Below are 24,943 nucleotides of genomic sequence, written 5' to 3'. Positions count from 1 at the left end.
GCGGGGCTCGGGCCCGGACGCGTTCACTGTCGGCGGACACGGATACCGTGGGCCGCATGCAGCACGAAGCGACCACCGCTCCCGCCGTCGTCGACCTCGTGCCGGCCATCGCGGCGGGCGGCCATGCGGCGGTCTTCGGGGCTCCCGGGTCGGGCAAGACCCGGCTCGCGATCGAACTCGTCGCGCACCGCGTCGAGCGCGGGCTCGACCCGTCCGAGGTGCTCGTGCTGGCCGCCACCCGCCGCACGGCGGCGGCCCTGCGCGATGCGATCGCGCTCCGGCTCGACCGCACCACTCGCGGCGCGCTCGCTCGCACGGCGAACGCGGTCGCGTACGACCTCGTCCGCGCGCGGACCGGGCGGTCGGTCACGCTGCTCACGGGCGCGGAGCACGACCAGGTGATCGGCGAGCTGCTCGAGGCGCAGGCGATCGACGGCGGCGGCCCGACGTGGCCCGAGGCCCTCGCGCCCGACGTCCGCGAGCTGCGCGGGTTCCGCTCCGAGTTGCGCGACCTGATGATGCGCTCGGTCGAGCAGGGCGTGGGCCCCGACGAGCTCGCGCGACTCGGTGCGGTCGCGTCCCGCCCCGAGTGGGTGGCGGCGGGCGCGTTCCTCGCGGAGTACGCCGAGGTCAAGGAGCAGCTGCGGCCGACGCAGTTCGACTCCGCCGAGCTCGGTGCGTTCGCCGCGTCGATCGTGCGCCGCAGCGTGCACGACCCCGACGACGCACGAGCGCTCGGCGCGCTCGGGGCGCTCCGGTTGATCGTCGTCGACGACGCGCAGGAGGCCACCGAGGGCACGGCCGCGCTCCTCGGCGCGTTCGCGGCGCGCGGCGTCGAGATCGTCGCCCTCGGCGACCCGGATGTCGCGAGCAACGGGTTCCGCGGCGGCCGGGCCGACCTCCTCGGATCACTCGGCCGGGTGCTCGGCGGTGCCGAGGTGCGACGCATCGAACTGCCCCACGTCCACCGTGGTCGCACCGCGCATCGCGAACTCCTCGCGCAGGTCACGGCGCACGTCGGCACCGCGCTCGGCGGCGCGCACCGTTCCGCCGCGGTCGCACACGACCTCGACGACGATCCGCTCGAGGCGATCCTCGGCATCGAGGCGCCGTCGCCGGGGGCCGAGGGCGCCGCGATCGCCGGCCTGCTCCGTGAGCGTCACCTGCTCGACGGCATCCCGTGGTCCTCGATGGCGATCGTCGCGAGATCGGGTGCCGAGCTGCCGGCGCTCGCGCGCGCGCTCGCGGCGGCCGAGGTGCCGATCTCGGGCGGCACCGCGCGAACGGCCCTGCGCGATGCACCGGGCTCGGCGGGCCTCCTCGCGGCCGCGGCGGTCGTGCTCGACCTCCAGCTGCTCGACGCCGACCGGGCGACCGCGCTCCTGACCGGCCCGCTCGGCCGGCTCGACCGCGTCGGCCTGCGTCGGCTCCGTCTGGCGCTCCGCCACGAGGAGCTCGCCTCGGGCGGTGCCCGGAGCGCCGATGAACTGCTCGTCGAGGCGCTCGGGGCCGCGGGCGGGTTCGCGACGATCGATGCACCGGCCGGCCGGCGCGCGGCGCGCCTCGCGCGACTCCTCGACTCCGCCCGGCGGGCGGCGGCGCGGGGCTCGACCGTCGAAGAGCTGCTCTGGCTGCTCTGGCACGACAGCGGGCTCGAAGCCGAGTGGGCTTCGCAGGCCGCCGGCTCCGGCGTGCTCGCCGACGAGGCGAACCGCTCGCTCGACGCGGTCGTCGCGCTCTTCGCCGCGGCGCGGCGGTTCGTCGAACGCGAACCCGGCGCCCCGGCCCGGCGCTTCGTCGACGAGGTGCTGCAGAACGCCCTCCCGGAGGACTCGCTCGCCCCGGAGCGCGGGTCCGAGTCGGTCGTCCTGGCGACCCCGCCCGCCCTCATCGGCCGCGAGTTCGACGTGGTCGTCGTCGCCGGCCTCCAGGAGGGCGTCTGGCCGAACCTCCGCCCGCGCGGCACGCTGCTGCACGCCGCGGCGCTGCCGCGGGCGGTCGCGGCGGCGCGCGCGGGGGAGCCGGTCGGCGAGGAGGAGCCCGCCGCATCCGTTCGGGCGTCGGTGCGCGCCGACGAGTTGCGCCTGTTCGCGCTCGCGGTGTCGCGCGCCTCACGGCAGGTCGTGCTCGCGTGCACGGCGAACGACGACGAGCAGCCCTCGGTGCTCATGGGTCTCGCACCCGCGCGGCGCGCCGCGCGGCGGCGGCGCCCACTGCACCTCAGGGGCATGGTCGGCGCGCTTCGGCGCGACGCGGGGGCCGGCGATCGCGAGGCCGCGGCCGCGATCGCGCTCCTCGCCGAGCACGGTGTCCCCGGAGCGCACCCCGACGAGTGGTACGGCATGGCCGAGCCCACCACGACCGCGCCGCTGGTCGACCTCGACGGCGACCCCGAGGCGCTCGTGCCGGTCTCGCCGTCGCAGATCGACCGTGTCGAGGAGAGTCCGCTCGGCTGGTTCGTCGACCACGTCGCCCAACCGCCGTCCGGGCTCGCCGCCTCGATCGGGACCATCGTGCACGCGGTCGTCGAGGAGGCGGCGCAGCAGGCGGGCGACCTCGACGTCGAGACGCTGTGGGCGTCGGTCGAGCGGCGGTGGCGCGACCTGAGGTTCGAGGCGGGCTGGGTCGCCGAGCGGGAGCGGCGCGGCGCGCGCCGGATGACGGAGGGCGCGGCCGACTACCTGCGCAATGCGGAGGACGACGGCGTGGTCGTGCTCGGCGCCGAGGGCCGCTTCACGCTCGTCAGCGGCCGCGTGCGCATCACCGGCACCATCGACCGCGTCGAGGCGTCGCCAGACGGCACGACCGTGATCGTCGACCTCAAGACCGGTCGCACGCCGCCGAGCGCCGCCAAGACGGCCGAGCATCCCCAGCTGGCGGCCTACCAGCTGGCGGCGCGCGCCGGCGCGCTGCCGAACGAGGGTCGGCTCGGCGGGGCAAAGCTCGTCTACGTCGCGCGACCCGTGGGCGGTCGGCTCTACACCGAGCGCGCCCAGCAGCCGTTCGACGACGAGGCCGAGGCAGCGTTCCGCGAGCGTCTGGAGGAGGTGGCCCGCGTGATGGCGGGGTCGCGCTTCGACTCGCCCGTCGAGTTCGCGCACGGGTCGCGATTCGGCGACTGGCAGTACCGCGTCCACCTCGTCCCGGCGGTGTGCGCGTGAGCGCGGTCCGGATCGGCGCCGACGAGATCGCGTCGCGTCTCGGCCTGCACCCGCCGACGCCTGAGCAGCGCGCGGTCATCGAGGCCGATCCGCGCGGGCGGAGCATCGTCGTGGCCGGCGCCGGCAGCGGCAAGACCGAGACGATGGCGAACCGGGTGGTGTGGCTGCTCGCCAACGGCGCCGTCGACGTGCCCGAGGTGCTCGGCCTCACCTTCACCAGGAAGGCCGCCGGCGAACTCGCCGAGCGCGTGCGCGAGCGCGTCGGGCAGCTCGTCGCGGAGGGCATCGCCGACGTGCGGCTCGATCCGCTCGAGTCCGCCGCGGTGTTCACGTACAACGCGTTCGCGGGTTCCATCTACCGCGAGCACGCGCTCCGGATCGGTCGCGAACCGGATGCCTCGATCCTCGGCGAGGCCGCCGCATGGCAGCTCGCGCGCGGGATCGTCTCGGCCTCGGCGGACCCGCGACTGGTCGAGCTCGACGCGTCGCTCGATCGGGTCACGGGCGCCCTGCTCTCGCTGAGCCGGGCCCTCGCCGAGAACGTCACCGACAGTCGAGACGTTCGCGCCTTCGCTCGCGAGTTCCTCGCGATGCACGACCTGCCGATCGAGGCGCCGCGCAAGCGCACCCCGTTCGACAGCTTCGTCTCGGCGCTCGGGGTCGTCGACGCCCTGCCGCCGCTCCTCGACCTCGCCGACGCGTACGCCGCCGAGAAGCAGCGTCGGGGGGTCGTCGAGTTCTCCGACCAGGTCGCGCTCGCCCTGCAGATCTGCACGACGCACCCCGAGGTGGCCGCCGAGCACCGCGAGCGCTACGCGACGGTCCTGCTCGACGAGTACCAGGACACGAGCGTCGTGCAGACGCGCCTGCTCTCGACGCTCTTCCGCGACCACGCCGTCATGGCGGTGGGCGACCCCGACCAGTCGATCTACGGATGGCGCGGGGCGAGCGCCGCGAACCTGGCGCGCTTCGGTCGCGACTTCTCCGACTCCGGCGAGGCGGTCGCGTACGACCTGTCGACCAGCTGGCGGAACCCCGTCGTCGTGCTCGAGGCGGCGAACGCGCTCATCGCCCCGCTCGACGGCGGCATTCCCAAGGCGCCGCTGCGTCCGTCGCCGTTCGCCGGGACGGGCCGCCTCGACGTCTCGTGGTCCGAGACGATCGACGCCGAGGCCGCGGCCGTCGCCGAGTGGCTCGCCGAGCGGATGCGATCGGGCGCACGCACGGGCGCCCTGCTGTGTCGCACGTTCGCCCACGTCGACCTCTTCGCGACCGCGTTGCGCGAGCGCGGCGTCCCGGTGCACGTGCTCGGGGTCTCGGGACTGCTCGACCAGCCGGTGATCGCCGACCTCGTGTGCGCGCTCCGCGTCGTGCACGACCCGACCGCGGGATCGGAGCTCCTGCGCCTCCTCGGCGGTGCCCGGTGGCGCATCGGCACCGCCGACCTCGCGGCGCTCGGCGCGCTCGGCAGGTGGCTGGCCGATCGCGACCTCTCGACGAGACGCCTCGCCGACGAGGTGCGCCGCGGCATCCGCGGGTCGATCGCACCGGACGAATCGCCGTCGATCGTCGACGCGCTCGACTTCGTCCTCACCGCGCCCGACGACCATCGGGCGCTCGCCGCGATCAGCGAGGAGGGCCTCACGCGGATGCGTCGCGCGGGCGCGCAGTTGCAGGCGCTCCGCCGTCGCGCCGGGCTCGGCCTCGTCGACTTCGTGACGCTCGTGCAGCAGGAGCTGCTGCTCGACATCGAGGTCGCGGCGAACCCCGCGCAGCCGCTCGGTTCGGCGAGCCTGGAGTCGTTCGACGACCTGGTGACCGGATTCGCGGACTCGGCCGAGCATCCGAACCTCGGCGCGTTCCTCGGCTGGCTCGCCGAGGCCGAACAGCGCGACCGGCTGAGCCCCCGACAGGACGAACCCGAGCCCGGCGCGGTGCAGGTGCTCTCGATCCACGGGTCGAAGGGGCTCGAGTGGGACGTGGTGGCGATCCCGCGGCTCGTCGACGACGAACTGCCGTCGAAGCCGCGGAGCAATCGCGGCTGGCTCGCGTTCGGCACGCTGCCCGACGAGTTCCGGGGCGACGCCGACGAGATCCCGCAGCTGATGTGGCGCGGCGTGCAGAGCCAGTCGGAGTTCGACGAGGCCGTGAAGGCGTACTCCGAGGAGAATCGGGAGCGCCATGCCGAGGAGGAGCGCCGCCTCGCCTACGTCGGACTCACGCGCGCACGCTCGGAGCTCCTGCTCTCGGGCTCGTGGTGGGCCACGCAGCGGGCGCCGAGGGCGCCGAGCCCGTTCCTGCGCGAGCTCGTGATCGCCGGGGTGGTCGAGGCGTCGGCGCTGCCGACGGCGCCGGCCGACGCCGAGAATCCTCGCGCGTCCGATGCGGTGCGCGTGAGCTGGCCGCTCGATCCGCTCGGCGCTCGCCGGCCCGCCGTCGTGCGCGCGGCCGACGCCGTGCGCGAGGCGGCGGCCATGCCGACCGGCGCCGGGATCGGACCGGCACTCGCCGACGAGCTGCGGATGCTCCTCGAGGAGCGCCGACGCAGGGGTGAATCGCGCGGGGCGGCCGCCGTGCCCACCCGAGTGCCGGCCTCGCGCTTCAAGGACTACGTCGACGACCCCGACGCCGTCGCCGCCGAACTCGCACGGCCCATGCCCCAGCGCCCGTATCGCGCCACGCGCATCGGCACGCTCTTCCACACCTGGGTGGAGGAACGCTCCGGCGGCTCCGCCGCGCGTCCTGCCGGTCCAGGCGGGGCGCCAGGGACGACCGGATCGATCGGGTCGGCCGGCGCGACGACCGACCTCGACGCACTCGACTTCGCGTTCGACGACGCGCCCACGGCCGACGAGGTCCTCGTCGACCCGGTCGACGCCCGCCTCGAACGACTCCGCGCGACGTTCGCGGCCTCCGAATGGGGTGATCGCCGGCCCGTCGCGGTCGAACTCGAGCTGCACCTGCCGCTCGACGAACAGGTGTTCGTCTGCAAGCTCGACGCGGTGTTCGACATCGAGCCCGATTCCGAGCTCGATCGCCGGGGCATCCGCGCGCAGGTCGTCGACTGGAAGACCGGCGCCGCTCCGCGAGACCCGCGTGAACTCGAGCTCCGGCAGACCCAGCTCGCGCTGTACCGACTCGCGTACGCCCGCTGGTCCGGGCTTCCGCCCGAGCAGATCGATGCGGTGTTCTACTACGTCGAGGACGACCTCGTGCTGCGGCCCGACGAGCTGTACGACGAGGCGGCCCTCCGCCGTGCCTGGGCGAGCGTGGCGGCACGGGCCGGTCGCCGGCGGTCGACCGCCGGCGAGACCTCGGCGGTTCCGGACGAGGTGCGGACGGCGATCGCGCGAACGTGACGCCGGGTGCGCACCGCGCGTCGAGCGGCGATCGCCGCACCGGCGACGGCTACGCGGAGCGGTCGCGACTCCCGGTCCGGTCGGCCGACTCGGCCGAGGAGCGCGGGGAACCCGCGGACTCGGGCGCCGCGTCGCCCCAATCGCTGAGATCGAGCGGGATGGGCGCGGTCAGTCCGGGGTCGTGCTCCTCGTTCGCATCGTCGCCGTCCGCGAGGTTCCGGCGCAGCTCCGAGACGTCGTAGCTGTCGGTCAGCATCGTCGCCCCTGGCTCGCGCGGCAGGTCCTGGCGGGGCGTCTGCTCGAGCATCCGCTCGACGTCGGCGAGGGCGAGCACGGGGCCCGTGTCGGTCGTGAGCGACTCGGACGAGTGGTCGTGCACGCTCGCCACGAGCCCGTCGAGGAGGCCCACGGCATCCTCGATCACCTCGTCGTCGTGCGTGTCGATCCCGTGCAGGAGCCAGCGTGCCAGTTCGAGCTCGCCGTAGAGGAGCGCTCGGCGGGCGAGTTCGGAGTCGGCGCCGCCCGCGCGTGCCTCCAGGTAGGCGTCGAGGGTCTGCTCGGCCGACATCCCGGTCGAGGTCAGGACCCAGTGCAGGTCGTGCGCCGGGTCGTCGTGTGCGAGTCCCGACCAGCCGATGACGCCGCTGACCCGGTCGCCCTCGACGAGGAACGAGTCGGCGCCGAGCTGGCCGTTGACGACCGTCGGTGCGAACCGCCACAGGGTGTCGTCGTCGGTCGCCTCCTCCCAGCGGCGGACCAGCGCCGCGGGGAGCCGCCCGGTGTCGGCGGCGCGGTCGATGATCGCGACGGCGGCTTCGCGCGCCTCGTTCGCCGTGCGACGGGGGAGCCCGGCGTCGCCGATGAAGCCCGACGGCAGCGCGTGGACGGCGGCGATCGCGCGCCCCACCGCGGCCGCGAGGGAGGGGTCGCCGGTCAGCTCGTCGGCCGTGCGGCCCGCGCCGGGGATGAACTCGGTCACGACGGCCCGGGTCGGGCCGATGGGCGCCTGGCCGACGAACTGCGGCACGGCGAACGGCAGCCGGGAGCGGATTCCCGGGGTCAGCGCACGGAGCGCCACGAGGTCGGCGGACTGCTCGGTCTCGGCGGTCTGCGAGCGCGGCGCGCGGATCAACAGGCGGCGTCCGTCGGTCGATTCGAGCTCGACGGCATCGAACGCACCGCCGGTTCCGCGAGCGTGCGCCCGGGCCGCCCGCACCTCGAGTCCGGCCACCGCGGCCGTGGCCAACGCGGCTAGAGTGAGTGGGGGTCTGGCCATGGCACACAGCCTAAGCAGGTCATCCGGCCTGCCCGGCGACCGCCACGCCTTCCCGACGACTCCGGCTCCGACGAGAGGTGCACCGTGCTCCACCCCGACGTGCCGACCCCCGAGGACTCCACCCGCACCCGGCCCGCTCCGCCGCTCGCGCGCGAGCACCTCGACCGCGACGCGGTCTCGCGCACGCTCGAGGGTCGCGCCGACGCCTTCCTCGTCGACCCGCACGCACGCGTGCTCGCCGTGCACGACGGCCGGGTGCTCGTCGCGGAGCCGGCCGGCGGCGACGATGCGCCGCGACTCGAGCTGCGGCATCCGTCGGCCCTGCCCGAGCCCGACGTGCGCTGCTACCTCGGTCGCACGCTCGATGCGGGGGCGGATGCCACGGGCGCGGCGCTGCCCGTCGGCGTCCCGATCGAGGCGTGGGTGTACGGATCGGAGGCGATGCCGTCGGTCGCCGACGAGTCGCGCTGGGTCGGCCTCCGGCGAGTCGCGACCGCACTCGACGACCGCGACGCCGGCCTCGCCATCGAGGCGGTCGGCCTCGCGAACTGGCACGCGACGCATCGGTTCTGCCCGGGTTGCGGCAGCCCGACCGAGGTCGTGACCTCCGGGTGGGCTCGTCGATGCCTGGCCGAGGACCGGCTCCGGTTCCCGCGGACCGATCCGGCCGTCATCGTGCTCGTCACCGACGACGAGGGTCGGGTGCTGCTCGGCTCGAACGCCATGTGGGAGCAGGACCGCTTCTCGGTGCTCGCGGGCTTCGTCGAGCCCGGCGAGTCGCTCGAGGCGGCCGTGGTGCGCGAGATCGGCGAGGAGGCCGGCCTCGCCGTCGACCGGGTCGAGTACCTGGGGTCGCAGCCGTGGCCGTTCCCTGCGAGCCTGATGTGCGCGTTCCGGGCGCGCGTCGCGCACGGCGAGCCGACGACGGTCGTGCCCGACGGCGAGGAGATCCTCGAGTTGCGCTGGTTCGACCGCGACGGGCTTCGCGACGTGCTCGGACGGGTCGCGCTGCCCGGCGATACGTCGATCGCGCGCTGGATGCTCGAGGGGTGGTACGGCGGCCCGCTCGACTCGTCCATGCCGTGGTCGACCTCGTGACGACGGATCCGCTCCTCGCGGCACTCGACGACGAGCAGCGCGTCGCCGCCGAGGCGCTCATCGGCCCGGTGTGCGTGCTCGCGGGTGCCGGCACCGGCAAGACGCGCGCGATCACCCACCGCATCGCCTACGGCGTGGCATCCGGGTCGTACGATCCCGCTCGGGTGATGGCGCTCACCTTCACGTCCCGCGCGGCCGCCGAGCTCCGCTCGCGGCTCCGGGGCCTCGGCGCGGGCACCGTTTCGGCGCGCACCTTCCACGCCGCCGCACTCGCGCAGCTCAACCACTTCTGGCCGATCGTGGTCGGCGGTCCTGCGCCGCGCGTGCTCGAGTTCAAGGGGCGCGTGCTGGGGCTCGCCGCCGAGCGCTGCCGGGTGAAGGTCGACACCGCGACGCTGCGCGACGTCGCCGCGGAGATCGAGTGGAGGAAGGTCGGTCTCGTCGGCATGGACGACTACCGGGCGCGACTCGCCTCCCGGGGCGCGCCGGGTTCGCTCACGCCCGAGCAGATGCTCGCGCTCGTCGAGGCCTACGAGGAGCTGAAGGACGAGCGGCGCGCCATCGACTTCGAGGACGTGCTGCTCGCCACCTCCGGCATGATCGAGTCGGAGCCGGCGGTGGCCATGCAGGTGCGCGAGGCGTACCGGCACTTCGTCGTCGACGAGTACCAGGACGTCTCGCCGGCGCAGCAGCACCTGCTCGAGCTGTGGCTCGGCGGGCGGCGTGACGTGTGCGTCGTCGGCGACGCGAGCCAGACGATCTACTCGTTCGCCGGCGCGAGCGCCGAGTACCTGCTCGACTTCGAGCGTCACTACCCGGATGCCACGATGGTCCGGCTCGAACGCAACTACCGGTCGACGCCCGAGATCGTCGAGGTCGCGAACCGGCTCATGCGCGGGCGGCCCGGTGCGCTCCGCCTCGCGGCGGCGGCCCCCGACGGGGGCGATCCCGCGGTACCCGACCGGGCGGCGCACGACCCGTCCGCGCGCGATGGGGCGGCCCCGGATCCGTCCATGTCGGCCCCGTCCGCCCCGGACCCGTCCGCGCCCGCGCGGCCCGCGCCGGAACCGCCAGCGACCGACGACGCCGTCGACGCCTCCACGTCCTCCCGCGGCGGACGCGCCGGTGCCGACCGCGTCGCGCACGGCCCGGCGCCCGAGGTCCTCGAGTACCCCGACGAACTCGCCGAGGCGCGGGGCGTCGCCGCTCGCGTGCGCCAGCGCATCGACGCCGGCACCCCGCCCGAGTCGATCGCGGTGCTGCTGCGCGTCAACTCGCAGTCCGCCCTGTTCGAGCAGGCGCTCGGCGAGGTCGGGGTCTCCGTGCGGGTGCGCGGCGCGCAGCGCTTCTTCGACCGGCCGGAGGTGCGCGAGGCCGTGCACGCGATCCGCGCGGCCGCGCTCGCGATCGCCGACGAGCCGCTGTTCAAGTCGGTGAGCGACGTGCTGCGTTCGCTGGGCTGGACCGTCGAACCGCCCGCAGGGCCCGGCGCCGTGCGCGACCGCTGGGAGTCGCTCAACGCGATCGCGCGGCTCGTCGACGACCAGCCGGCGGGCACGAGCTTCCGCAGGTTCGCCGACGACCTCAGGACGCGGGCGGAATCGCACCACGAGCCGGCGGTGGCGGCCGTCACCATCGCGACGCTGCACTCGGCGAAGGGCCTCGAATGGGACGAGGTCCACCTGCCCGGCCTCGCGGAGGGCATGCTCCCGATCGCGTACGCGACCGGCTTGGCGGCGATCGACGAGGAGCGCCGACTGCTCTACGTCGGCATCACGCGGGCACGGCGACGGCTGACGCTGAGCTTCTCGCGCTGGTCGTCCGGCCGGCGAGCGGAACGGGAGCCGTCGCGCTTCCTCCGGGAACTCGACATCCGCACTGCGGGTGCAGCCCGACCGGCGTCGGCCGCGGGGGCTCCGGCGCGGGCACGTCGCTGACGATCACCGTCGCCGAGTCGAGCGCCGAGCGCCCCGTGCGCACGAGGTCGTCGACGACGGATGCCGCGAGCGCGAGCGCCTCGTGCCTCGCCCGCCCGCGGTGCGGGGGTGCGGGCGCCACCGCGAGCTGCGCCGAGATCGCCGGCCAGGCGGGATCCGCATCGCGTCGCGCCAGGTGGATGCACCGCAGGCACGGTCCGGAGCCGGGACGCACGAGCGGACCCACCTCGGCGCCGCGTTCGTCGAACACCACGGCGAGGTGCGGGACGTCGGCCGCGAGCCACGGCAGGTGGGTCGCGGGCGGGATGATGCGGGCGGCGAGCAGCACCGCGGCATCCGTCGTCGTCGGATCGGCGTCGGACGCGAGGACCGGGCGGTGACCGAGGCGGAGGAGCGCGGTGCCGAGGTCGTCGACGAACGACGCGGGCCCGGAGAGCGCGACGACGCCGGAGGCCGGGGGAGTCGGGTCGGCCCGGCAGGCGGGTTCGAGCCGATCGAGCAGGGCGTCGATCCGCTCCGCGTCGCCGCCGAGCGCGGTGCCGATCGTGTGCAGCGTCGCGCGCGACGCCCCCGCAGACAGGGCGCTCAGCAGGCCGGACTCGAGCCCCGCGGGGTCGTGGAGCACCGCGATCGGGCGGATGCCGCCGAGCTGCAGCGTGGTGGGCGAGCGCCACACCTGGGGGAGTGCCGGATCGAGTCGGGGCGTCATGCGGGCAGCATGCCGCACGCCCCGGCGACGCGACGGCGCGCCGCCACAGGCCGCCCGGCCCGCGCGGCGGCCGGCGCGCGGCCGCCGCGACCAGGAAGCGGCGAGCGCGACCTGGGAACGTCGGGCGTGGTCAGGCCGAGCGCGGCCCGCCCTCGGCCCCGCCGCCCGCCCCGTCCTCCGGGGTGTCGTCGTCAGTGGCATCCGCCGGGGGCAGGTCGCCCCGGAGCAGGGCCTCGAGCGCCTCGTCGAACTCCGCATCGGCCTCGCCGCCGGCTTCCCCGCCCGCGGCCAGTCGCGCGGCGAGCGGTGCCGGGTCGTCGAGGTCGGCGGCCGTCGGCAGCAGGTCGGGATGCGCCCAGAGGGCGTCGCGACCCGCGATGCCGACCGCGTCGGTGACCGCGCGCCACATGGCCGCGGCGTCGCGAAGGCGACGGGGGCGCAGCTCGAGCCCGACGAGCGTCGCGAGCGCGGACTCGGCCGGCCCGCCGGTCGCACGGCGACGGCGGATGGTCTCGGCGACGGCGTCGGACTTCGGCAGGCGGGCCGTGGCATCCGCCGTCACGACGTCGACCCAGCCCTCGACGAGCGCGAGCATCGTCTCGAGGCGACCGAGGGCCGCCTCCTGCTCGGGGCTCTTCGGGCGCAGCAGGGCGCCGTTCGCGACCGCGTCGCGCAGTTCGTCGGTGTTCGACGGGTCGAAGCCCTCAGCGAGCTGCTCGAGGCGCTCGACGTCGACGTCGATGCCGCGGGCGAACGCGGTGATCGCCGTGATGAGGTGCAGCCGCAGCCAGCGGGCGTGCCGGAAGAGGCGGGCATGCGCGAGTTCCCGCACCGCGAGGTAGAGCTCGACCTGGTCGGTCGGGATGTCGAGGCCCTCGCCGAACTCGACCACGTTCTCGGGGAGCAGGGCCGCACGGCCGTCCTCGAGCAGCGGGAGCCCGACGTCACCGCCCGAGACCACCTCGGTCGAGAGCTGGCCGACGACCTGGCCGAGCTGCATCGCGAACATCGCGCCGCCGATGCCGCGCATCATGCGGCTCGCGCCCTGGATCATGGAGCGCAGCTCCTCGGGCGCCTGCTCGCTCATCACGCGGGTGAGGGAGTCGGCGATGCTCGTCGCGACGGGCTCGGCGAGCTGCGTCCAGATGGGCATGGTCGCCGCCGCCCACGAGCGCCGCGTCAGCAGCTCGGGCGTGCCGGGAAGTGCCGAGACCTCGACGGCCTCGTCGAGCCAGAGCGCGGCGAGGTCGAAGGCGCGGTCGAGTCGTTCGGTCTCGGCGGCCGCGATCTGGCGCTGACCGGTCGAGGCCCGCTGCTCGGCCTGTCGCAGCGCGAGGGACCAGTCGATGCCCTCCTCCTCGGAGCGCTGCATCGCCTGCTGGAGCTGGCTGAAGAGGGCCGCGAGGCTCGCGGGATCGTTCGGCAGCCCGGCGGCCCCGGCGAGCTTCGACGGGTCGATGCCGCCCGAACCGGACAGCAGTTCCCGCAGCATGTCGCGGAACTCGTCCTTCGGGTCGCGGTCGGGCTCCTGGTCGCGTTCGGCCACTCGGGCCACCTCCCTCGCTTCGCGCTCAACGCTACCGTCGGTCATCTGCGTCCTCGCCGGGAAATGGCCTAGGCTGACCCCTCGGGTGTCCGCCCGTCGCGAACAGTGCCGGGTTCCCCGCGGGCGCTCGGGAAGGACCACGGCGGATGACGCTCTTCGGCGGCCCTGGCGACGATCGGCCGGTGCCCTCGGCAGTGCCCGACGACGGCGCCGCACCCCGACGATCGCGTCGCGAGCGGATCGGGTGGACGGCCATCGCGATCGCCGCCGTCATCGGCCTCGGCATCGCCCTCCTGCCCACCCCGTACGTCATCCAGCAGGCCGGGCCCGTCTACGACACGCTCGGCACGACCGAGGTCGACGGCGAAGAGGTCCCGCTCATCGAGGTCGCCGACGCGGAGACCTTCCCGACCGAGGGATCGCTCGACCTGCTCACGGTCTCCGGGATCGGCCGTCCCGGGCGCACGCCCGGCTGGCTCGACGTCGCCGCGGCCTGGCTCGACCCGCGTCGCGCGGTACTGCCGCTCGAAGTGCTCTACCCGCCCGGTCTCAGCAGCGAGGACCGCGACGCGGTGAACGAGGCGCAGATGGTCGACTCGCAGCAGGACGCCATCGCGGGCGCCCTCGTCGAGCTCGGCTACGACTTCCCGCGCGACGTGGTCGTGCAGAACGTCAACGAGGGGACTCCGGCCGAGGGCGTGATCGAGGTGGGCGATGTCATCCGCTCGGTGGACGGCGCCGAGGTGAACTCGGTCGACGAGCTGCGCAGCACGCTGCGCGAGCACGGAACGGAGACGCCGGCCGAGATCGGCGTCGTCCGCGACGGCGAGGAGCTGACGGTCGAGGCGACGCCGGTGGCCGACGGCGACAACGCCGTGCTCGGGGTCGGCGTCCGCATGCGGTACGAGTTCCCGATCGACGTCGAGATCCAGCTCAACGACGTCGGCGGTCCGAGCGCGGGGCTCATGTTCGCCCTCGGCATCGTCGACACGCTGACGCCCGGGGCGATGACGGGCGGCGAGAACGTCGCCGGGACCGGGACCATCGATTCGGACGGCACGGTCGGCCCGATCGGCGGCATCCGCCAGAAGCTGTGGGGTGCGCTCGACGCCGACGCCCCATGGTTCCTCGCACCCGAGGCGAACTGCGACGAGGTCGTCGGCAACGTGCCCGACGGGCTCGAGGTGTTCGCGGTCGGCACGCTCGACGAGGCGCGCACCATCGTCGAGACGATCGGCGAGGGCGGCGACACCTCCGGATTCCGGAGCTGCGACGTCGTCGTGGGCTGACCGACGTCCCCGAGGCATCCGCTCGGATGCTCGGTGACGGATGCCGCGGCCGGCGTTCGCCCGGAGCGGAGCCGCGCGGCCCGCCTCGCCAGCCGTTTCCAAGAGAGCCGACCATAGGATGGGAATCCGATCCCGTCCCGACCCGAATGAGGCCGAGAGTGTCCACAGCACAGTCGCAGGAACCGAGGACGACGCGCCGACGCGCGCCGATCGCGATCACGATCGGCATCGTGGGTGCCCTCGTCGTCGCGTTCTTCGTGTTCGCCGGTATCTACGCGGACATCCGGTGGTACGACCAGCTCGGGTTCCTCGAGGTCCTGACCACCGAGTGGATCACGCGCATCGTGCTCTTCTTCGTCGGGTTCATCGCGATGGCGCTGCCGGTGTGGCTCTCGATCCAGATCGCCTACCGGACCCGTCCCGTGTACGCGAAGCTCAATTCGCAACTGGATCGTTACCAGGAGATCTTCGAGCCCCTGCGCCGCCTCGCGATGTACGGGATCCCGGCGGTACTGGGCATCTTCGCCGGCGTCTCGACCGCGAGCCGATGGGACTCGGTGCTCGCCTGGCTGAACCGCACGCCGTTCGGCTCGACCGACCCGCAGTTCGGCTTCGACATCGGCTTCTACGTCTTCGAGCTGCCGTTCTACCGTTCCGTCGTCGGCTTCGCCTCGGCCGTGCTGCTGCTCTCCGGCCTCCTCGTCATCGCGACCAACTACCTCTACGGCGCGATCCGAGTGAGCGGGCGCGAGGTCGTCATCTCGAAGGCCGCACGCATCCAGATCGCGATCACCGCCGGCCTGTACCTGTTGCTTCAAGCCGTGAGCATCTGGCTCGACCAGTACGCGACCGTCACCGAGACCGGCTCGCTCATCACCGGTGCCTCCTACACCGACGTGTTCGCGACGATCCCCGGCCGGCAGATCCTCTCGGTCATCGCGGCGGTCGTGGCGGTGCTGTTCTTCATCACCGCGATCCTCGGCCGGTGGCGGCTGCCGCTCGTCGGAGCGGTGCTGCTCATCGTGTCGAGCCTGCTCATCGGCTCGCTCTACCCATGGGTCGTGCAGCGCTTCCAGGTCGACCCGAGCGCGCGTGCCCTCGAGGCGCCGTACATCAAGAAGAACATCGACGAGACGCGCGACGCGTTCGGCGTGGCCGACATCGAGGAGATCCCCTACGAGGCGAAGACCGACGCGGAGCCGGGCGCGCTGCGCGCGGACGCGGGGACGACCGCGAGCATCCGCCTCATGGACCCGGCCGTCATCAGCCCGGCGTTCCGCCAGCTCGAGCAGTTCCGCCAGTACTACCAGTTCCCCGAGATGCTCGACGTCGACCGGTACGAGATCGACGGGCAGTCGCAGGACACGGTCGTCGCGATCCGCGACCTCAACCTCGAGGGCCTGAACGACGCGCAGACGTGGTTCAACTCGCACCTCGTCTACACGCACGGCTACGGCCTGGTCGCCGCAGCAGGCAACCAGCGTTCGAGCGACGGCCAGCCCGTCTTCATCGAGTCGGGCATCCCATCGAGCGGCACGCTGCCCGAGTTCGAGCCCCGCGTCTACTTCGGCGAGAACTCGCCCGACTACTCCATCGTCGGTGCGCCCGAGGGCGCGTCGCCGATCGAGCTCGACTACCCGGCCGGCGGCGAGGGCGAACCCCAGCAGACGACCTTCACCGGCGACGGCGGGCCCGTGCTCGACAACGTGTTCACGAAGCTCGTGTACGCGCTGAAGTTCCAGTCCGAGCAGATCTTCCTCTCCGACCAGGTCTCGAACGATTCGCAGATCCTCTACGACCGGAACCCGATCGATCGCGTGCAGAAGGTCGCGCCGTACCTGACGCTCGACAGCGACACCTACCCGTCGGTGGTCGATGGCCGCCTCGTCTGGATCGTCGACGGCTACACGCTCTCCGACCAGTACCCGTACTCGAACAAGGTCAGCTACAGCGAGGCGATCTCCGACAGCGAGTCGGTGCAGCAGCCCCTGGCGTTCGACGAGGTGAACTACATCCGCAATTCGGTGAAGGCCACCGTCGACGCCTACGACGGCAGCGTGACGCTGTACGCGTGGGACACCGAGGATCCGATCCTGCAGACGTGGCAGAAGGTGTTCCCCGAGGCGATCAAGCCGATGAGCGAGATGTCGGGCGAGCTCATGGCCCACGTGCGCTACCCCGCCGACCTGTTCAAGATGCAGCGCGCGGTCCTCGGCCGATACCACGTGACCGACCCGGTGACGTTCTACTCGCGGGAGGACGCGTGGACGACGCCGCTCGACCCGACGCAGAGCGCGGCGACCTCGTTCCTGCAGCCGCCCTACTACCTGACCATGCAGATGCCCGGCCAGGAGGCGCCGACCTACTCGATCTACTCGACGTTCATCCCCGAGGCGCGCGGCAGCGCGAGTCGCAACGTGCTGCGCGGGTACCTCGCGGTCGACTCCGATGCGGGCTCGACCGACGGCGAGCGCGCCGACGGCTACGGAAAGCTCAGGCTGCTCTCGCTGCCCGAGGACGACAACGTTCCCGGACCCGGTCAGGTGCAGAACACGTTCAACTCCGACCCGACCGTGTCGCAATCGCTGAACCTGCTGAAGCAGGGCCAGTCCGACGTGATCAACGGCAACCTGCTGACGGTGCCCGTCGGCGGCGGCCTGCTCTACGTGCAGCCGGTCTACGTGCAGTCGACCGGTGAGACGAGCTACCCGCTCCTGCAGAAGGTGCTGGTCGCGTTCGGCGACGAGATCGCGTTCCAGGACACGCTCGACGAGGCGCTGAACGTGCTGTTCGGCGGCGACTCCGGCGCGGCCGCGGGCGACGAGGAGGTGGAACCGACGACTCCGGACGGCGGCGAGACCGGCGGTGAGGGCGAGACGCCGCCCACCACGACCGACACCGAACTGCAGTCGCTGCTCAACCGCGCCCGCCAGGCGATCGAGGACAAGCAGCAGGCGCTGCAGGACGGCGACTGGGTGGCCTACGGTGCGGCCGACGCCGAGCTCGCCGAGATCATCTCGGAGCTCATCGTCCTCGCGGACGACGGCGCGAGCACAACGGACACCCCGTCGACGGAGGCGCCCTCGACCGAGGCGCCCTCGAACGGCTGATGTCCATCGAGCTCGATTCGGGCGACTGGCTCGAGGAGAACCGCGCGAACTGGGATGAGCGCGTGGCCCTCCACGTGGCGTCGCCCTTCTACGACCGGTCGCGCCTTCGCGCGGGCGGCAGCGTGCTCGACCCGATCGCGCAGGCCGGCATCGAGCGGATGTTCCCCGAGGGTCTCGAGGGCGTGCGCGTGCTGCACCTGCAGTGCCACTTCGGCTCCGACACGCTCTCGCTCGTGAACCTCGGCGCGACCGCCGTCGGCGTCGACTTCTCCCGCCCGGCCGTCGAGGAGGCGCGACGCATGGCCGCCGAGCTCGGCGTCGCCGACTGCGCGCGATTCGTGGAGGCGAACGTCTACGACGCGCGCCACCGGCTGCCCGACCCCGAGTCGTTCGACCTGGTCTTCACGACCTGGGGCACGATCGGGTGGCTTCCGGATGTCGCGGAGTGGGCGCGCATCATCGCGTGGTTCCTGAAGCCCGGCGGTCGGCTGTTCTTCGCCGACGGGCACCCGGCGGCGTACGTCTTCGAGGGCGACGCCGGGCCTGGCGGCATGCCCGCGTTCGCGTACCCGTACGTGAGCACCGGCCCCGACATCATCGAGGACCCGAGCGACTACGCCGACCCCGAGGCGCGGCTCGTGAACGCGCGGACCTGGGAGTGGATGCATCCGCTCGGCGAGGTCTTCGCCGCCCTGCGCGACGCCGGTCTCAGGGTCGACGAGTTCGCCGAGCACTACGAACTGCCGTGGCGGATGTTCCCCGTCACGGTGCCGAAGGGCGACGGCATGTTCGGCTGGCCCGACCACCAGTGGCTGCCGCTCGGGTACGAGCTCGTGGCCTCTCGCGCGGCGACGTCGGCCGTCGAGTAGCCGCTGGAGCGGCGGCTCGAGACCCCGACCCGCCCGGGATGCGGCCTCGATTCGACCGCCCTCGGAACCCGTGCTAGTGTTATCTCTTGTGCCGCGGGGTGGAGCAGTTCGGTAGCTCGCTGGGCTCATAACCCAGAGGTCGTAGGTTCAAATCCTGCCCCCGCAACCAAATCGGAAGGCCCCGGTCCAGTCGGACCGGGGCCTTTCGCATGTCCGCGTCGCATTCGGAGAATCAGGTTCTGTTCTTCCGGATATCGCGCAGAAGTGGCCGGTATCGGAGGAATCCGATGCCGGCCTCTTGCGTTTCCCGGAGAGCCAGCGTCTGAAGCGCCTGGGCGGCGGGTCCTTGCGACTGTTCGAGCGCCTCAGCCGGCGGGTTGCACTTCGGCGTAGAAGAAGGCGCTGATGCGGAGGATGTCGCGAGACCGCGGCGGGGCGTCCGCGAGGTAGGTGAGCGCGTAGCCGCGGCGCGACCGCTGGCCGGCGTCGACTCGAATCGCTTGAAACACCCGGGGTCATCGCGGGTCGCGCGCTGAATGCGCTTCCAGCGCGAAACGCGCCGAGCCGCTTTCGCGACCCATGAGGCGTATCGTGAGGCCATGGGCGGGAGGGGCCCGGGTAACGTCGAGACCTCGTTGTCAAGCCGTCGGCAGCGCGGCGGGAGCCTGCTGTGATCCCGAGCACGAGCTACGTCCGAAGCGGCGACGCGGACATCGCGTACAAGGTCTGCGGGGAGGGCGAACGGGACCTCCTGATTTCGTTCTCTTTCGCATCCAATATCGACGCACTGTTCGAGCTTTCGGAGAACGTCGAATTCATTGAGCGGATGATGAGATTCGGCCGGGTCATCCTGTTCGACAAGCGTGGAACAGGCCTTTCGGAACGAACCACTGATCTCGTGTCGATCGAACAGCGCAGCGACGACGTGATCGCCGTACTCGATGCAGCGGGAAGCACGAGTGCCGCGCTACTCGGTTACGGCGACGGTGCTGCCGTATGCCTCGCGACGGCCGCAAGGCATCACGATCGGGTGGAGTCCGTCATCGCGGGCGAGGTGCTGGTTGTCGGGCATCGCGACAAGGAGTTTCCTTGGGGATTGCGGGCGAAGTTCATTGGCCCGGTGATGCGAGCGTTGGTGAGTGCCGGGTGGGGCAACGGGCAGGTCGTGAAACTACTCGCGCCATCGTGGACAGCGGATCGCCGGTTGTTCGAATGGTGGATGCGATACGAACGCCTGGCCACGACCCCGAGCGGTGCCTCGAGGCTGCTCGAGGAGATTGGAGGCATCGACATCCGGCCCTACCTGCCTGATGTCCGCGTGCCGGTGCTCGTCGTGCATGACGTCGGCATGAAGATGCTGCCGACAGCGGCGTTCCGTTGGCTCGCCGATCAACTCTCCGACGGCAGGCTGACGCTCATTCAAGACAGTTCGACACCGATCTTCATTCCCGGGGACGCTTTCGTAGACGAGGTCGAGGAGTTCCTCATCGGGACGAGGACGGGCGGTCGACGCGAGATCGCGACCCTCGTGGTCACCGATGTCGTCGGTTCGACCGACTCGCTCGCTCAGTCTGGTGACGCCGTCTGGCGAGATCGCCTGGTGGCGCATCGCGAATCGGTGCGACATTCCCTGGCGAGGTACTCCGGCCGCGAGGTCGATACGGCGGGGGACGGTTTCTTCCTGTCGTTCCCCCTCCCCTCGTTGGCACTTCGTTTCGCTGAGGAGGCCGTCACGGATGCGTCGCGACTCGGCATCGGACTGCGCGTCGGCGTGCACATCGGCGAGGTGCTCGTGAGAGACGCCGACGTCATCGGTATCGCTGCCCACATCGCCGCGCGCGTGGAAGCCGCAGCGATTCCCGGCTCCGTATTCGTCACGGATGCCGTTCGCGTGCTGGTGTTGGGCTCGCGCCTACGATTCGAACCGGCGGGAGAGTTCCCGCTCAAAGGGGTTCCGGGCACATGGCCGCTCTTCCGACTGGTCGTAGGCGTTGATCCCGGCGCCGCCGTCTGAGTCTTCCCCGAGCTCGGATCGCGGTCTCGCGCACGTGTCCCGTCTCACGCCTTCGAGCGTTCGAGCGCCGCGACGAGTGCGTCGAGCTGCGGCTTCTCGGTCTCCTCCACCGTGAGCGACATGAAGGAGGCCATGGCGAGCAGGACCTCGTAATGGCCCGGTCGACCGCGCTTCGCTGGCTTGTGGATCACCCGGATCTCGCGGTACGTCGAGATCGGGTTCCGAGCCGCCTCATCCATGCCGTTGTGCCGGAACTTCGCGACGGTGGCGCCGTCGTAGACGAGTCGTTCGCCGTTGGCGCCCTTCACCTCGATGCCGTCCATGTCGCATCCCTTCAGAAGTTCCGGCGGGCCTGCCGGCCGGTGAGGCCGTTCTCGATGCCCTCGAAGACGGCCGAGAGGTCTCCGGTGACGAGCCATTGCGCGAGGGCGAGGCCGGCGGCGAGGACGACGACGCCGAGGACGACGAACGTCGAGATCTTCGTGCGGCGCGTTCGGGTGGCAGGTGGCTGTGTGCTCATGCCGAAGACGCTACGAACGGCGTACCGGGGCGACCTGAGTAGTCGTTGCCCATTTCCGGCACGGGGCGGTCGGATGGAGCGGAAGGCCCCGGTCCACTCGAGACCGGGGCCTTCCGCCACCCTGTACGGACTAGCCCTTCTTGCCGTTGCCGTTGCCGATGCCGGTGTTCGTCACCGTGAGCTCGTACCCCGCGTCGAGCGTGTCGAGGTCGCCCGTGGGCAGGTTCGACACGAGGGTCGTGAAGTCGCGGTTCTTGCCCTTGGCGCACGACGTGTCGAGGCCAGCCATGGTGATGTCGTCGCCCTCGAGGCGGTAGACGTGGTTGCCGGCCTCGTCGACGATCTCGAAGTCCGACTCCTCGCCGGGGGTGAGGTCGCAGCTCGCCACGACCTGCAGGGTCCAGTTATCGTCCTGGAGCCCCGTCGTCTCGATCCACTCGCCGTCGGCCGACGAGAGCGTCGCCGCCTCGCCGTCGACCATCACGTCGTCGACGAACCATCCGGTGTCGAGGTAGGCGGCGTCGGTCGAGTAGCGGAAGCGCACGTCGGTCGTCCCCGCAGGCAGGTCGGCCGAGAGGTGCACGTACTCGGGGTCGTCGACGAAGTACTCGCCGCCCGAGGTGCCCGTGAGGCCGTTGCCCTCCTCGTTGTTGCCGTGCGGGTCGTCGTCGGTCGTGACGACGGCGCCCGAGTCATCCGTCAGCGGCACCGTCACCCAGTCGCCGCCGACGAGCGCCTCGACGAACCCGTAGTCCCAGCCCTCCTCGATGAAGCTCCAGCTCCAGAAGTCGAGGGTCGAGGCCGAGCCGTCCGCCACGTCGACGTCGAGGACGTTGTCGGACTGGCTCTCGTACCCGCCGTACCAGTGCGTGTCGCCCGTGTGCGGAGCGATCTGCGTGGTGTCGTCGCCGTCCAGTGCGACCGTGACGGTCGGCCCCGGGTTGCGGAACCGCTCGATCTGGATGCCGTACGGCAGGGCCGTGTCGGCCTGGCCGTTCTTGCGGCGGTCCCACTTCGCCTCGGGCTGCGCGCCCTGGTTCGACCCGCGGCCGTCCCAGAACTGGTCGTCGGCGATGTCGATCGTCCAGCTCGTCGACGCCGGGTCGCCGAAGTCGACGGCCTTGATGTCGAAGCGCTCCGAGTCCTCGTCGTCGAGGTACACGGCCACGGCCCAGTCCTCGTAGAGCTCGGTCGCCGAGCGCAGGTCGCTGCCGGTCGCTGCCTTGAACTCGGCGATCGCGGCATCCACCCCGGCCATGCCGTCGGCCTGGTTCTCGAAGATCAGCTTGATCAGCAGGTCGCCGCCGGCGCCGTCGTACTGGAGGTCGGGCTCGTAGGTGCCGTCGCCGTTGCCGCCGGCCTGCTCCCAGAGGTACTGGAAGAAGGTGTACGAGGCGCCGTAGTTCTCGAGGCCGCCCGCCCAGCGGGTCAGCGACGTCTCGGCGTAGAACACCTGGTGGTAGGTCAGGTGCGAGCCGCCCACGTCGTAGCCGTTCAGGAACACCGCGAAGTCGGCGAGGCCCTCGTCGACCCAGCTCAGCTCGCCCGGGTCGCTGTAGTTGTGCAGCAGGTGCTCGAGCTCGTGCGCGATGACGCCCTCGTAGAGGGTCGCCTGGTCGTTCGCCGGGTCGTCGTCGCGCCACTCCGAGTCATCCGGTCCGACGCGGTTCGCCCAGTCGTACGCGTCGATGACGATCGTGTTCATGCCGGCCGACTCGATGAAGTCCGGCGCGAAGTAGCCGGCGGTGTAGCTCGTGACGTCGCAGTCGTAGTACTGCTCGTCCTGCACGTTGTAGACCACCATGACGAGCGAGTCGCTCTCGGGCACCGCCGGGTCGGCGGCATCCATCGGACCGAAGTGCTCCTCGTCGACGGCGACGATCTGGTTCGCGAGCTGGTCGCCCATGTAGTCGATCTGCGCCTGCGTGATCGTGTAGTCGGCGACGTCGGCGTCGGCGCACGGCACGAACTCGTCGTCGGGCGCGGTGTGGTCGAACGCCGGGTCGAGGCTGTCGACGCCGACCGGCGCGCTGCCGTCGAGCGGGGTCCCCTCGGGCACGTAGATGTAGACCGGGGTGCCGTCGGGCGTCACGCCCGCGTACACGCGCGTGAAGTCCTGGTCGTAGGTGCCGCCGGCGGCGCTGTCGTTGATCGGCAGCGTGATGGTCGGTTCGCCCGGGAGGTTCTCGTGGTCGTCGGCCGAGGCCGGCGCTGCGGTCGCCGCGAGGAAGCTCGCGGCGAGGGCTCCGACGGCGAGGGCGCCGAGGGAGCGTCGGGGTGCTCTGAGCACAGGGTCTTCCCATCTGTCGTGGCCCCGGGCCGGAGCGAGGTGTGCCTGGTCCGACGGCGTTGGGACCGGTCGTGCGCGGCGGCCGGTCCGGTCGCGCGCGTGAACCCCACCAGTCCAACAGGCGTGGCGGATCGACGGGAGGCACTTGTCATCGCGGCCGGGATCGGCTTGACTACGCCCCCGGATTCTCGGCGCGGCAGGCGCGGCCCGGCGGCGAGGGCCGTAGAGTGCGGCACATGCCCGCCGACGCGGCCACGTTCCCCGCATGGGTGACGGCGATCGCCTGGATCTCGCTCGTCATCGGCTTCGCATGCGCGGGCTGGGTCTGGCTGGACGTGCGGCGACGCCCGCAGCGGATGTCGGTGATGAACATCGTCTGGCCGGTGAACATGCTCTTCGGCGGCATCCTCTGGCTGGTGGTGTACCTGCGGATCGGGCGGTCGGCCGCCCGGGGCGACGATCGACCGCCGCCGAAGCGCAGCATGCGCCAGGCCGTGGCGATCAGCACGAACCACTGCGGCGCGGGGTGCACGCTCGGCGACATCGTGGGGGAGTTCCTGCTCGTGCTCGTCCCCGTGCTCGCGGTGGTCACCGGCTACGGATGGCTCTTCCAGGAGCGCATCTTCGCCGTCTGGGTGTGGGACTTCGTCTTCGCGTTCGCCATCGGCATCGCGTTCCAGTACTTCGCGATCGTGCCGATGCGCGGACTGGGCTTCCGCGACGGGCTGAAGGCGGCGGTGACGGCCGATGCGGCATCCATTTCCGCCTGGCAGGTCGGCATGTACGGCACGATGGCGATCGCCCAGTTCCTGCTCGCCCCGCTGTGGTTCGGCGGGATGATCCCGGTGCTCACCCCCGAGTTCTGGTTCGCGATGCAGATCGCGATGGTCATCGGCTTCTGCACGAGCTACCCCGTCAACTGGCTGCTCATCCGGGCCGGGGTCAAGGAGCGGATGTGACGGCGGGCCGCCGCACCGGCCCCGGGGCTGCCGCACCGATCGGGTTGACCACGCCCCCGTGAGAGGTGGACACGCGGCCGCGCGTGCCGACGTCGTCGCGGCATCGTGCCCGCGAACCGACGGATGTCACGCCCGACGGTCTACCGTCGAGCCATGGAACGCAGACTGACGGCCGACGAGCCCATCTCCGAGTGGCTGCACGCACTGGCGTCCACCGGCGCCAACCCGGGCGGAGGCGCGGCCGCCGCCCTGATGGCCGGGATGGCGGCGGCCCTCGTCGAGATGGTCGTGGCGTACCGCAAGCCGCACGCGTCGCGCGAGGAGGAGATCCGTCGACGGTGCGTCGAGGCGTTCTCGGCCGCGATGCGCGAGACCGCCCCGGGAATGGCGGACGAGGACGAGGCCGCGTCGTCCGGCTTCGCGGCCGCGAGCCTGCAGGCCGACGCCGAGCGCAGGTCGGCCGCGATGCGCATGGCGAGCCTCGCCGCCGCCGAGTCGTCCGCCGCGCTCGGCCGATTCGCCGCGGACCTCGTCCCCGTCCTCGAGGAGCTCGTCGACGACACCGGCACGCTCCTGCTGGCCGACGTCGGCACGGCCGCGGCGACCCTCGCCGCGAGCACGCGCGCCGCCGCGCTGAACGTCGGCACCGACCTCCGGCTCTCCGGCGTGGACGGCTCAGGCCGGTCGGACCTGGTCGACGCGTTCGACGACTTGGAGGCGACGACGCGCGAGCTCGAGGCGATCGTCGATCGGGTCCGCGAACGGATCGCGCCGTCTCGCGGATAGCACCGCGTTCCCCGCACGCG

General features: G+C 72.2%; 16 protein-coding genes and 1 tRNA gene. 11 read left to right on the top strand and 6 right to left on the bottom strand.

Features of this window, described 5'->3' with window-relative positions; translation table 11 throughout:
• Positions 1-56 precede the first annotated feature (56 nt).
• Both ACSJD1_RS09115 and ACSJD1_RS09110 read left to right on the top strand, forming a co-directional pair.
• Complete coding sequence (locus ACSJD1_RS09115; protein ID WP_438854988.1) at positions 57-3,161, top strand: PD-(D/E)XK nuclease family protein; 3,105 nt, start codon at positions 57-59, stop codon at positions 3,159-3,161.
• Positions 3,158-6,520, top strand: coding sequence for a UvrD-helicase domain-containing protein (locus ACSJD1_RS09110; RefSeq protein ID WP_438854987.1), 3,363 nt, complete (start codon positions 3,158-3,160; stop codon positions 6,518-6,520). The genes ACSJD1_RS09115 and ACSJD1_RS09110 overlap by 4 nt, the downstream gene beginning before the upstream one ends.
• 49 nt (positions 6,521-6,569) lie before the next feature.
• Here ACSJD1_RS09110 and ACSJD1_RS09105 read toward each other — a convergent pair whose 3' ends face one another.
• Positions 6,570-7,796, bottom strand: coding sequence for a phosphotransferase (locus tag ACSJD1_RS09105; protein ID WP_438854986.1), 1,227 nt, complete (start codon positions 7,794-7,796; stop codon positions 6,570-6,572).
• Between the two features lie 84 nt (positions 7,797-7,880).
• Here ACSJD1_RS09105 and nudC point away from each other — a divergent pair, with 84 nt between their 5' ends.
• Positions 7,881-8,894, top strand: coding sequence for an NAD(+) diphosphatase (gene nudC, locus ACSJD1_RS09100; RefSeq protein WP_438854985.1), 1,014 nt, complete (start codon positions 7,881-7,883; stop codon positions 8,892-8,894).
• Positions 8,879-10,831 carry an ATP-dependent helicase gene (locus ACSJD1_RS09095; protein WP_438854984.1) on the top strand — a complete coding sequence of 651 codons (1,953 nt, stop codon included), beginning with the start codon at positions 8,879-8,881 and terminating at the stop codon, positions 10,829-10,831. The genes nudC and ACSJD1_RS09095 overlap by 16 nt, the downstream gene beginning before the upstream one ends.
• Before the next feature lie 839 nt (positions 10,832-11,670).
• On the opposite strand, the gene ACSJD1_RS09090 is transcribed toward ACSJD1_RS09095, so the two are convergent.
• Positions 11,671-13,032: a zinc-dependent metalloprotease gene (locus ACSJD1_RS09090; RefSeq protein WP_438855051.1), complete on the bottom strand. Its 1,362-nt coding sequence runs from the start codon at positions 13,030-13,032 to the stop codon at positions 11,671-11,673.
• Positions 13,033-13,232: 200 nt separating this feature from the next.
• On the opposite strand from ACSJD1_RS09090, the gene ACSJD1_RS09085 reads away from it, so the two are divergent.
• The 4 genes from ACSJD1_RS09085 to ACSJD1_RS09070 all read left to right on the top strand — a co-directional run bounded on the left by ACSJD1_RS09085 (position 13,233) and on the right by ACSJD1_RS09070 (position 18,523).
• Complete coding sequence (locus ACSJD1_RS09085; RefSeq protein WP_438854983.1) at positions 13,233-14,375, top strand: YlbL family protein; 1,143 nt, start codon at positions 13,233-13,235, stop codon at positions 14,373-14,375.
• A gap of 146 nt (positions 14,376-14,521) precedes the next feature.
• Positions 14,522-17,485: a UPF0182 family membrane protein gene (locus ACSJD1_RS09080; protein ID WP_438854982.1), complete on the top strand. Its 2,964-nt coding sequence runs from the start codon at positions 14,522-14,524 to the stop codon at positions 17,483-17,485.
• Positions 17,485-18,354, top strand: a complete 870-nt coding sequence (locus ACSJD1_RS09075; RefSeq protein ID WP_438854981.1) for a class I SAM-dependent methyltransferase — start codon at positions 17,485-17,487, stop codon at positions 18,352-18,354. The genes ACSJD1_RS09080 and ACSJD1_RS09075 overlap by 1 nt, the downstream gene beginning before the upstream one ends.
• Positions 18,355-18,446: 92 nt before the next feature.
• A tRNA-Met gene (locus ACSJD1_RS09070) sits at positions 18,447-18,523 on the top strand.
• A gap of 196 nt (positions 18,524-18,719) precedes the next feature.
• Here the strand turns inward: ACSJD1_RS09070 and ACSJD1_RS09065 are convergent.
• On the bottom strand, positions 18,720-18,863 hold the full coding sequence (locus ACSJD1_RS09065; RefSeq protein WP_438854980.1) for a hypothetical protein: 144 nt from the start codon (positions 18,861-18,863) through the stop codon (positions 18,720-18,722).
• Between the two features lie 161 nt (positions 18,864-19,024).
• Between ACSJD1_RS09065 and ACSJD1_RS09060 the strand changes: the two genes are divergently transcribed.
• On the top strand, positions 19,025-20,368 hold the full coding sequence (locus tag ACSJD1_RS09060) for an adenylate/guanylate cyclase domain-containing protein (RefSeq protein WP_438854979.1): 1,344 nt from the start codon (positions 19,025-19,027) through the stop codon (positions 20,366-20,368).
• A gap of 44 nt (positions 20,369-20,412) precedes the next feature.
• Here ACSJD1_RS09060 and ACSJD1_RS09055 read toward each other — a convergent pair whose 3' ends face one another.
• The 3 genes from ACSJD1_RS09055 to ACSJD1_RS09045 all read right to left on the bottom strand — a co-directional run bounded on the left by ACSJD1_RS09055 (position 20,413) and on the right by ACSJD1_RS09045 (position 23,178).
• On the bottom strand, positions 20,413-20,691 hold the full coding sequence (locus ACSJD1_RS09055) for a hypothetical protein (RefSeq protein ID WP_438854978.1): 279 nt from the start codon (positions 20,689-20,691) through the stop codon (positions 20,413-20,415).
• A gap of 11 nt (positions 20,692-20,702) precedes the next feature.
• Positions 20,703-20,888, bottom strand: a complete 186-nt coding sequence (locus ACSJD1_RS09050; protein WP_438854977.1) for a hypothetical protein — start codon at positions 20,886-20,888, stop codon at positions 20,703-20,705.
• A 130-nt stretch (positions 20,889-21,018) separates the two neighbouring features.
• Positions 21,019-23,178: a hypothetical protein gene (locus ACSJD1_RS09045; protein ID WP_438854976.1), complete on the bottom strand. Its 2,160-nt coding sequence runs from the start codon at positions 23,176-23,178 to the stop codon at positions 21,019-21,021.
• Between the two features lie 236 nt (positions 23,179-23,414).
• Between ACSJD1_RS09045 and ACSJD1_RS09040 the strand changes: the two genes are divergently transcribed.
• Together ACSJD1_RS09040 and ACSJD1_RS09035 are read left to right on the top strand one after the other, a co-directional pair.
• Positions 23,415-24,137 (top strand): DUF4396 domain-containing protein, encoded by a 723-nt coding sequence (locus ACSJD1_RS09040; RefSeq protein ID WP_438854975.1) that lies wholly within the window; start codon positions 23,415-23,417, stop codon positions 24,135-24,137.
• A 153-nt stretch (positions 24,138-24,290) separates the two neighbouring features.
• Positions 24,291-24,923: a cyclodeaminase/cyclohydrolase family protein gene (locus ACSJD1_RS09035; protein WP_438854974.1), complete on the top strand. Its 633-nt coding sequence runs from the start codon at positions 24,291-24,293 to the stop codon at positions 24,921-24,923.
• Positions 24,924-24,943: the final 20 nt, after the last annotated feature.

It is taken from the genome of Agromyces excoecariae (assembly GCF_051715505.1).
Classification (GTDB): Bacteria; Actinomycetota; Actinomycetes; order Actinomycetales; family Microbacteriaceae; genus Agromyces.
This window is presented reverse-complemented; position numbering and strand designations above follow the sequence as displayed.

Coding starts and splice junctions, on each gene's coding strand:
- ACSJD1_RS09075 (WP_438854981.1), top strand. CDS start 17,485: ATGTCCATCGAGCTCGATTCGGGCGACTGGCTCGAGGAGAACCGCGCG.
- ACSJD1_RS09090 (WP_438855051.1), bottom strand. CDS start 13,032: ATGCTGCGGGAACTGCTGTCCGGTTCGGGCGGCATCGACCCGTCGAAG.
- ACSJD1_RS09050 (WP_438854977.1), bottom strand. CDS start 20,888: ATGAGCACACAGCCACCTGCCACCCGAACGCGCCGCACGAAGATCTCG.
- ACSJD1_RS09085 (WP_438854983.1), top strand. CDS start 13,233: ATGACGCTCTTCGGCGGCCCTGGCGACGATCGGCCGGTGCCCTCGGCA.
- ACSJD1_RS09115 (WP_438854988.1), top strand. CDS start 57: ATGCAGCACGAAGCGACCACCGCTCCCGCCGTCGTCGACCTCGTGCCG.
- ACSJD1_RS09105 (WP_438854986.1), bottom strand. CDS start 7,796: ATGGCCAGACCCCCACTCACTCTAGCCGCGTTGGCCACGGCCGCGGTG.
- ACSJD1_RS09040 (WP_438854975.1), top strand. CDS start 23,415: ATGCCCGCCGACGCGGCCACGTTCCCCGCATGGGTGACGGCGATCGCC.
- ACSJD1_RS09035 (WP_438854974.1), top strand. CDS start 24,291: ATGGAACGCAGACTGACGGCCGACGAGCCCATCTCCGAGTGGCTGCAC.
- ACSJD1_RS09080 (WP_438854982.1), top strand. CDS start 14,522: ATGAGGCCGAGAGTGTCCACAGCACAGTCGCAGGAACCGAGGACGACG.
- ACSJD1_RS09055 (WP_438854978.1), bottom strand. CDS start 20,691: ATGGACGGCATCGAGGTGAAGGGCGCCAACGGCGAACGACTCGTCTAC.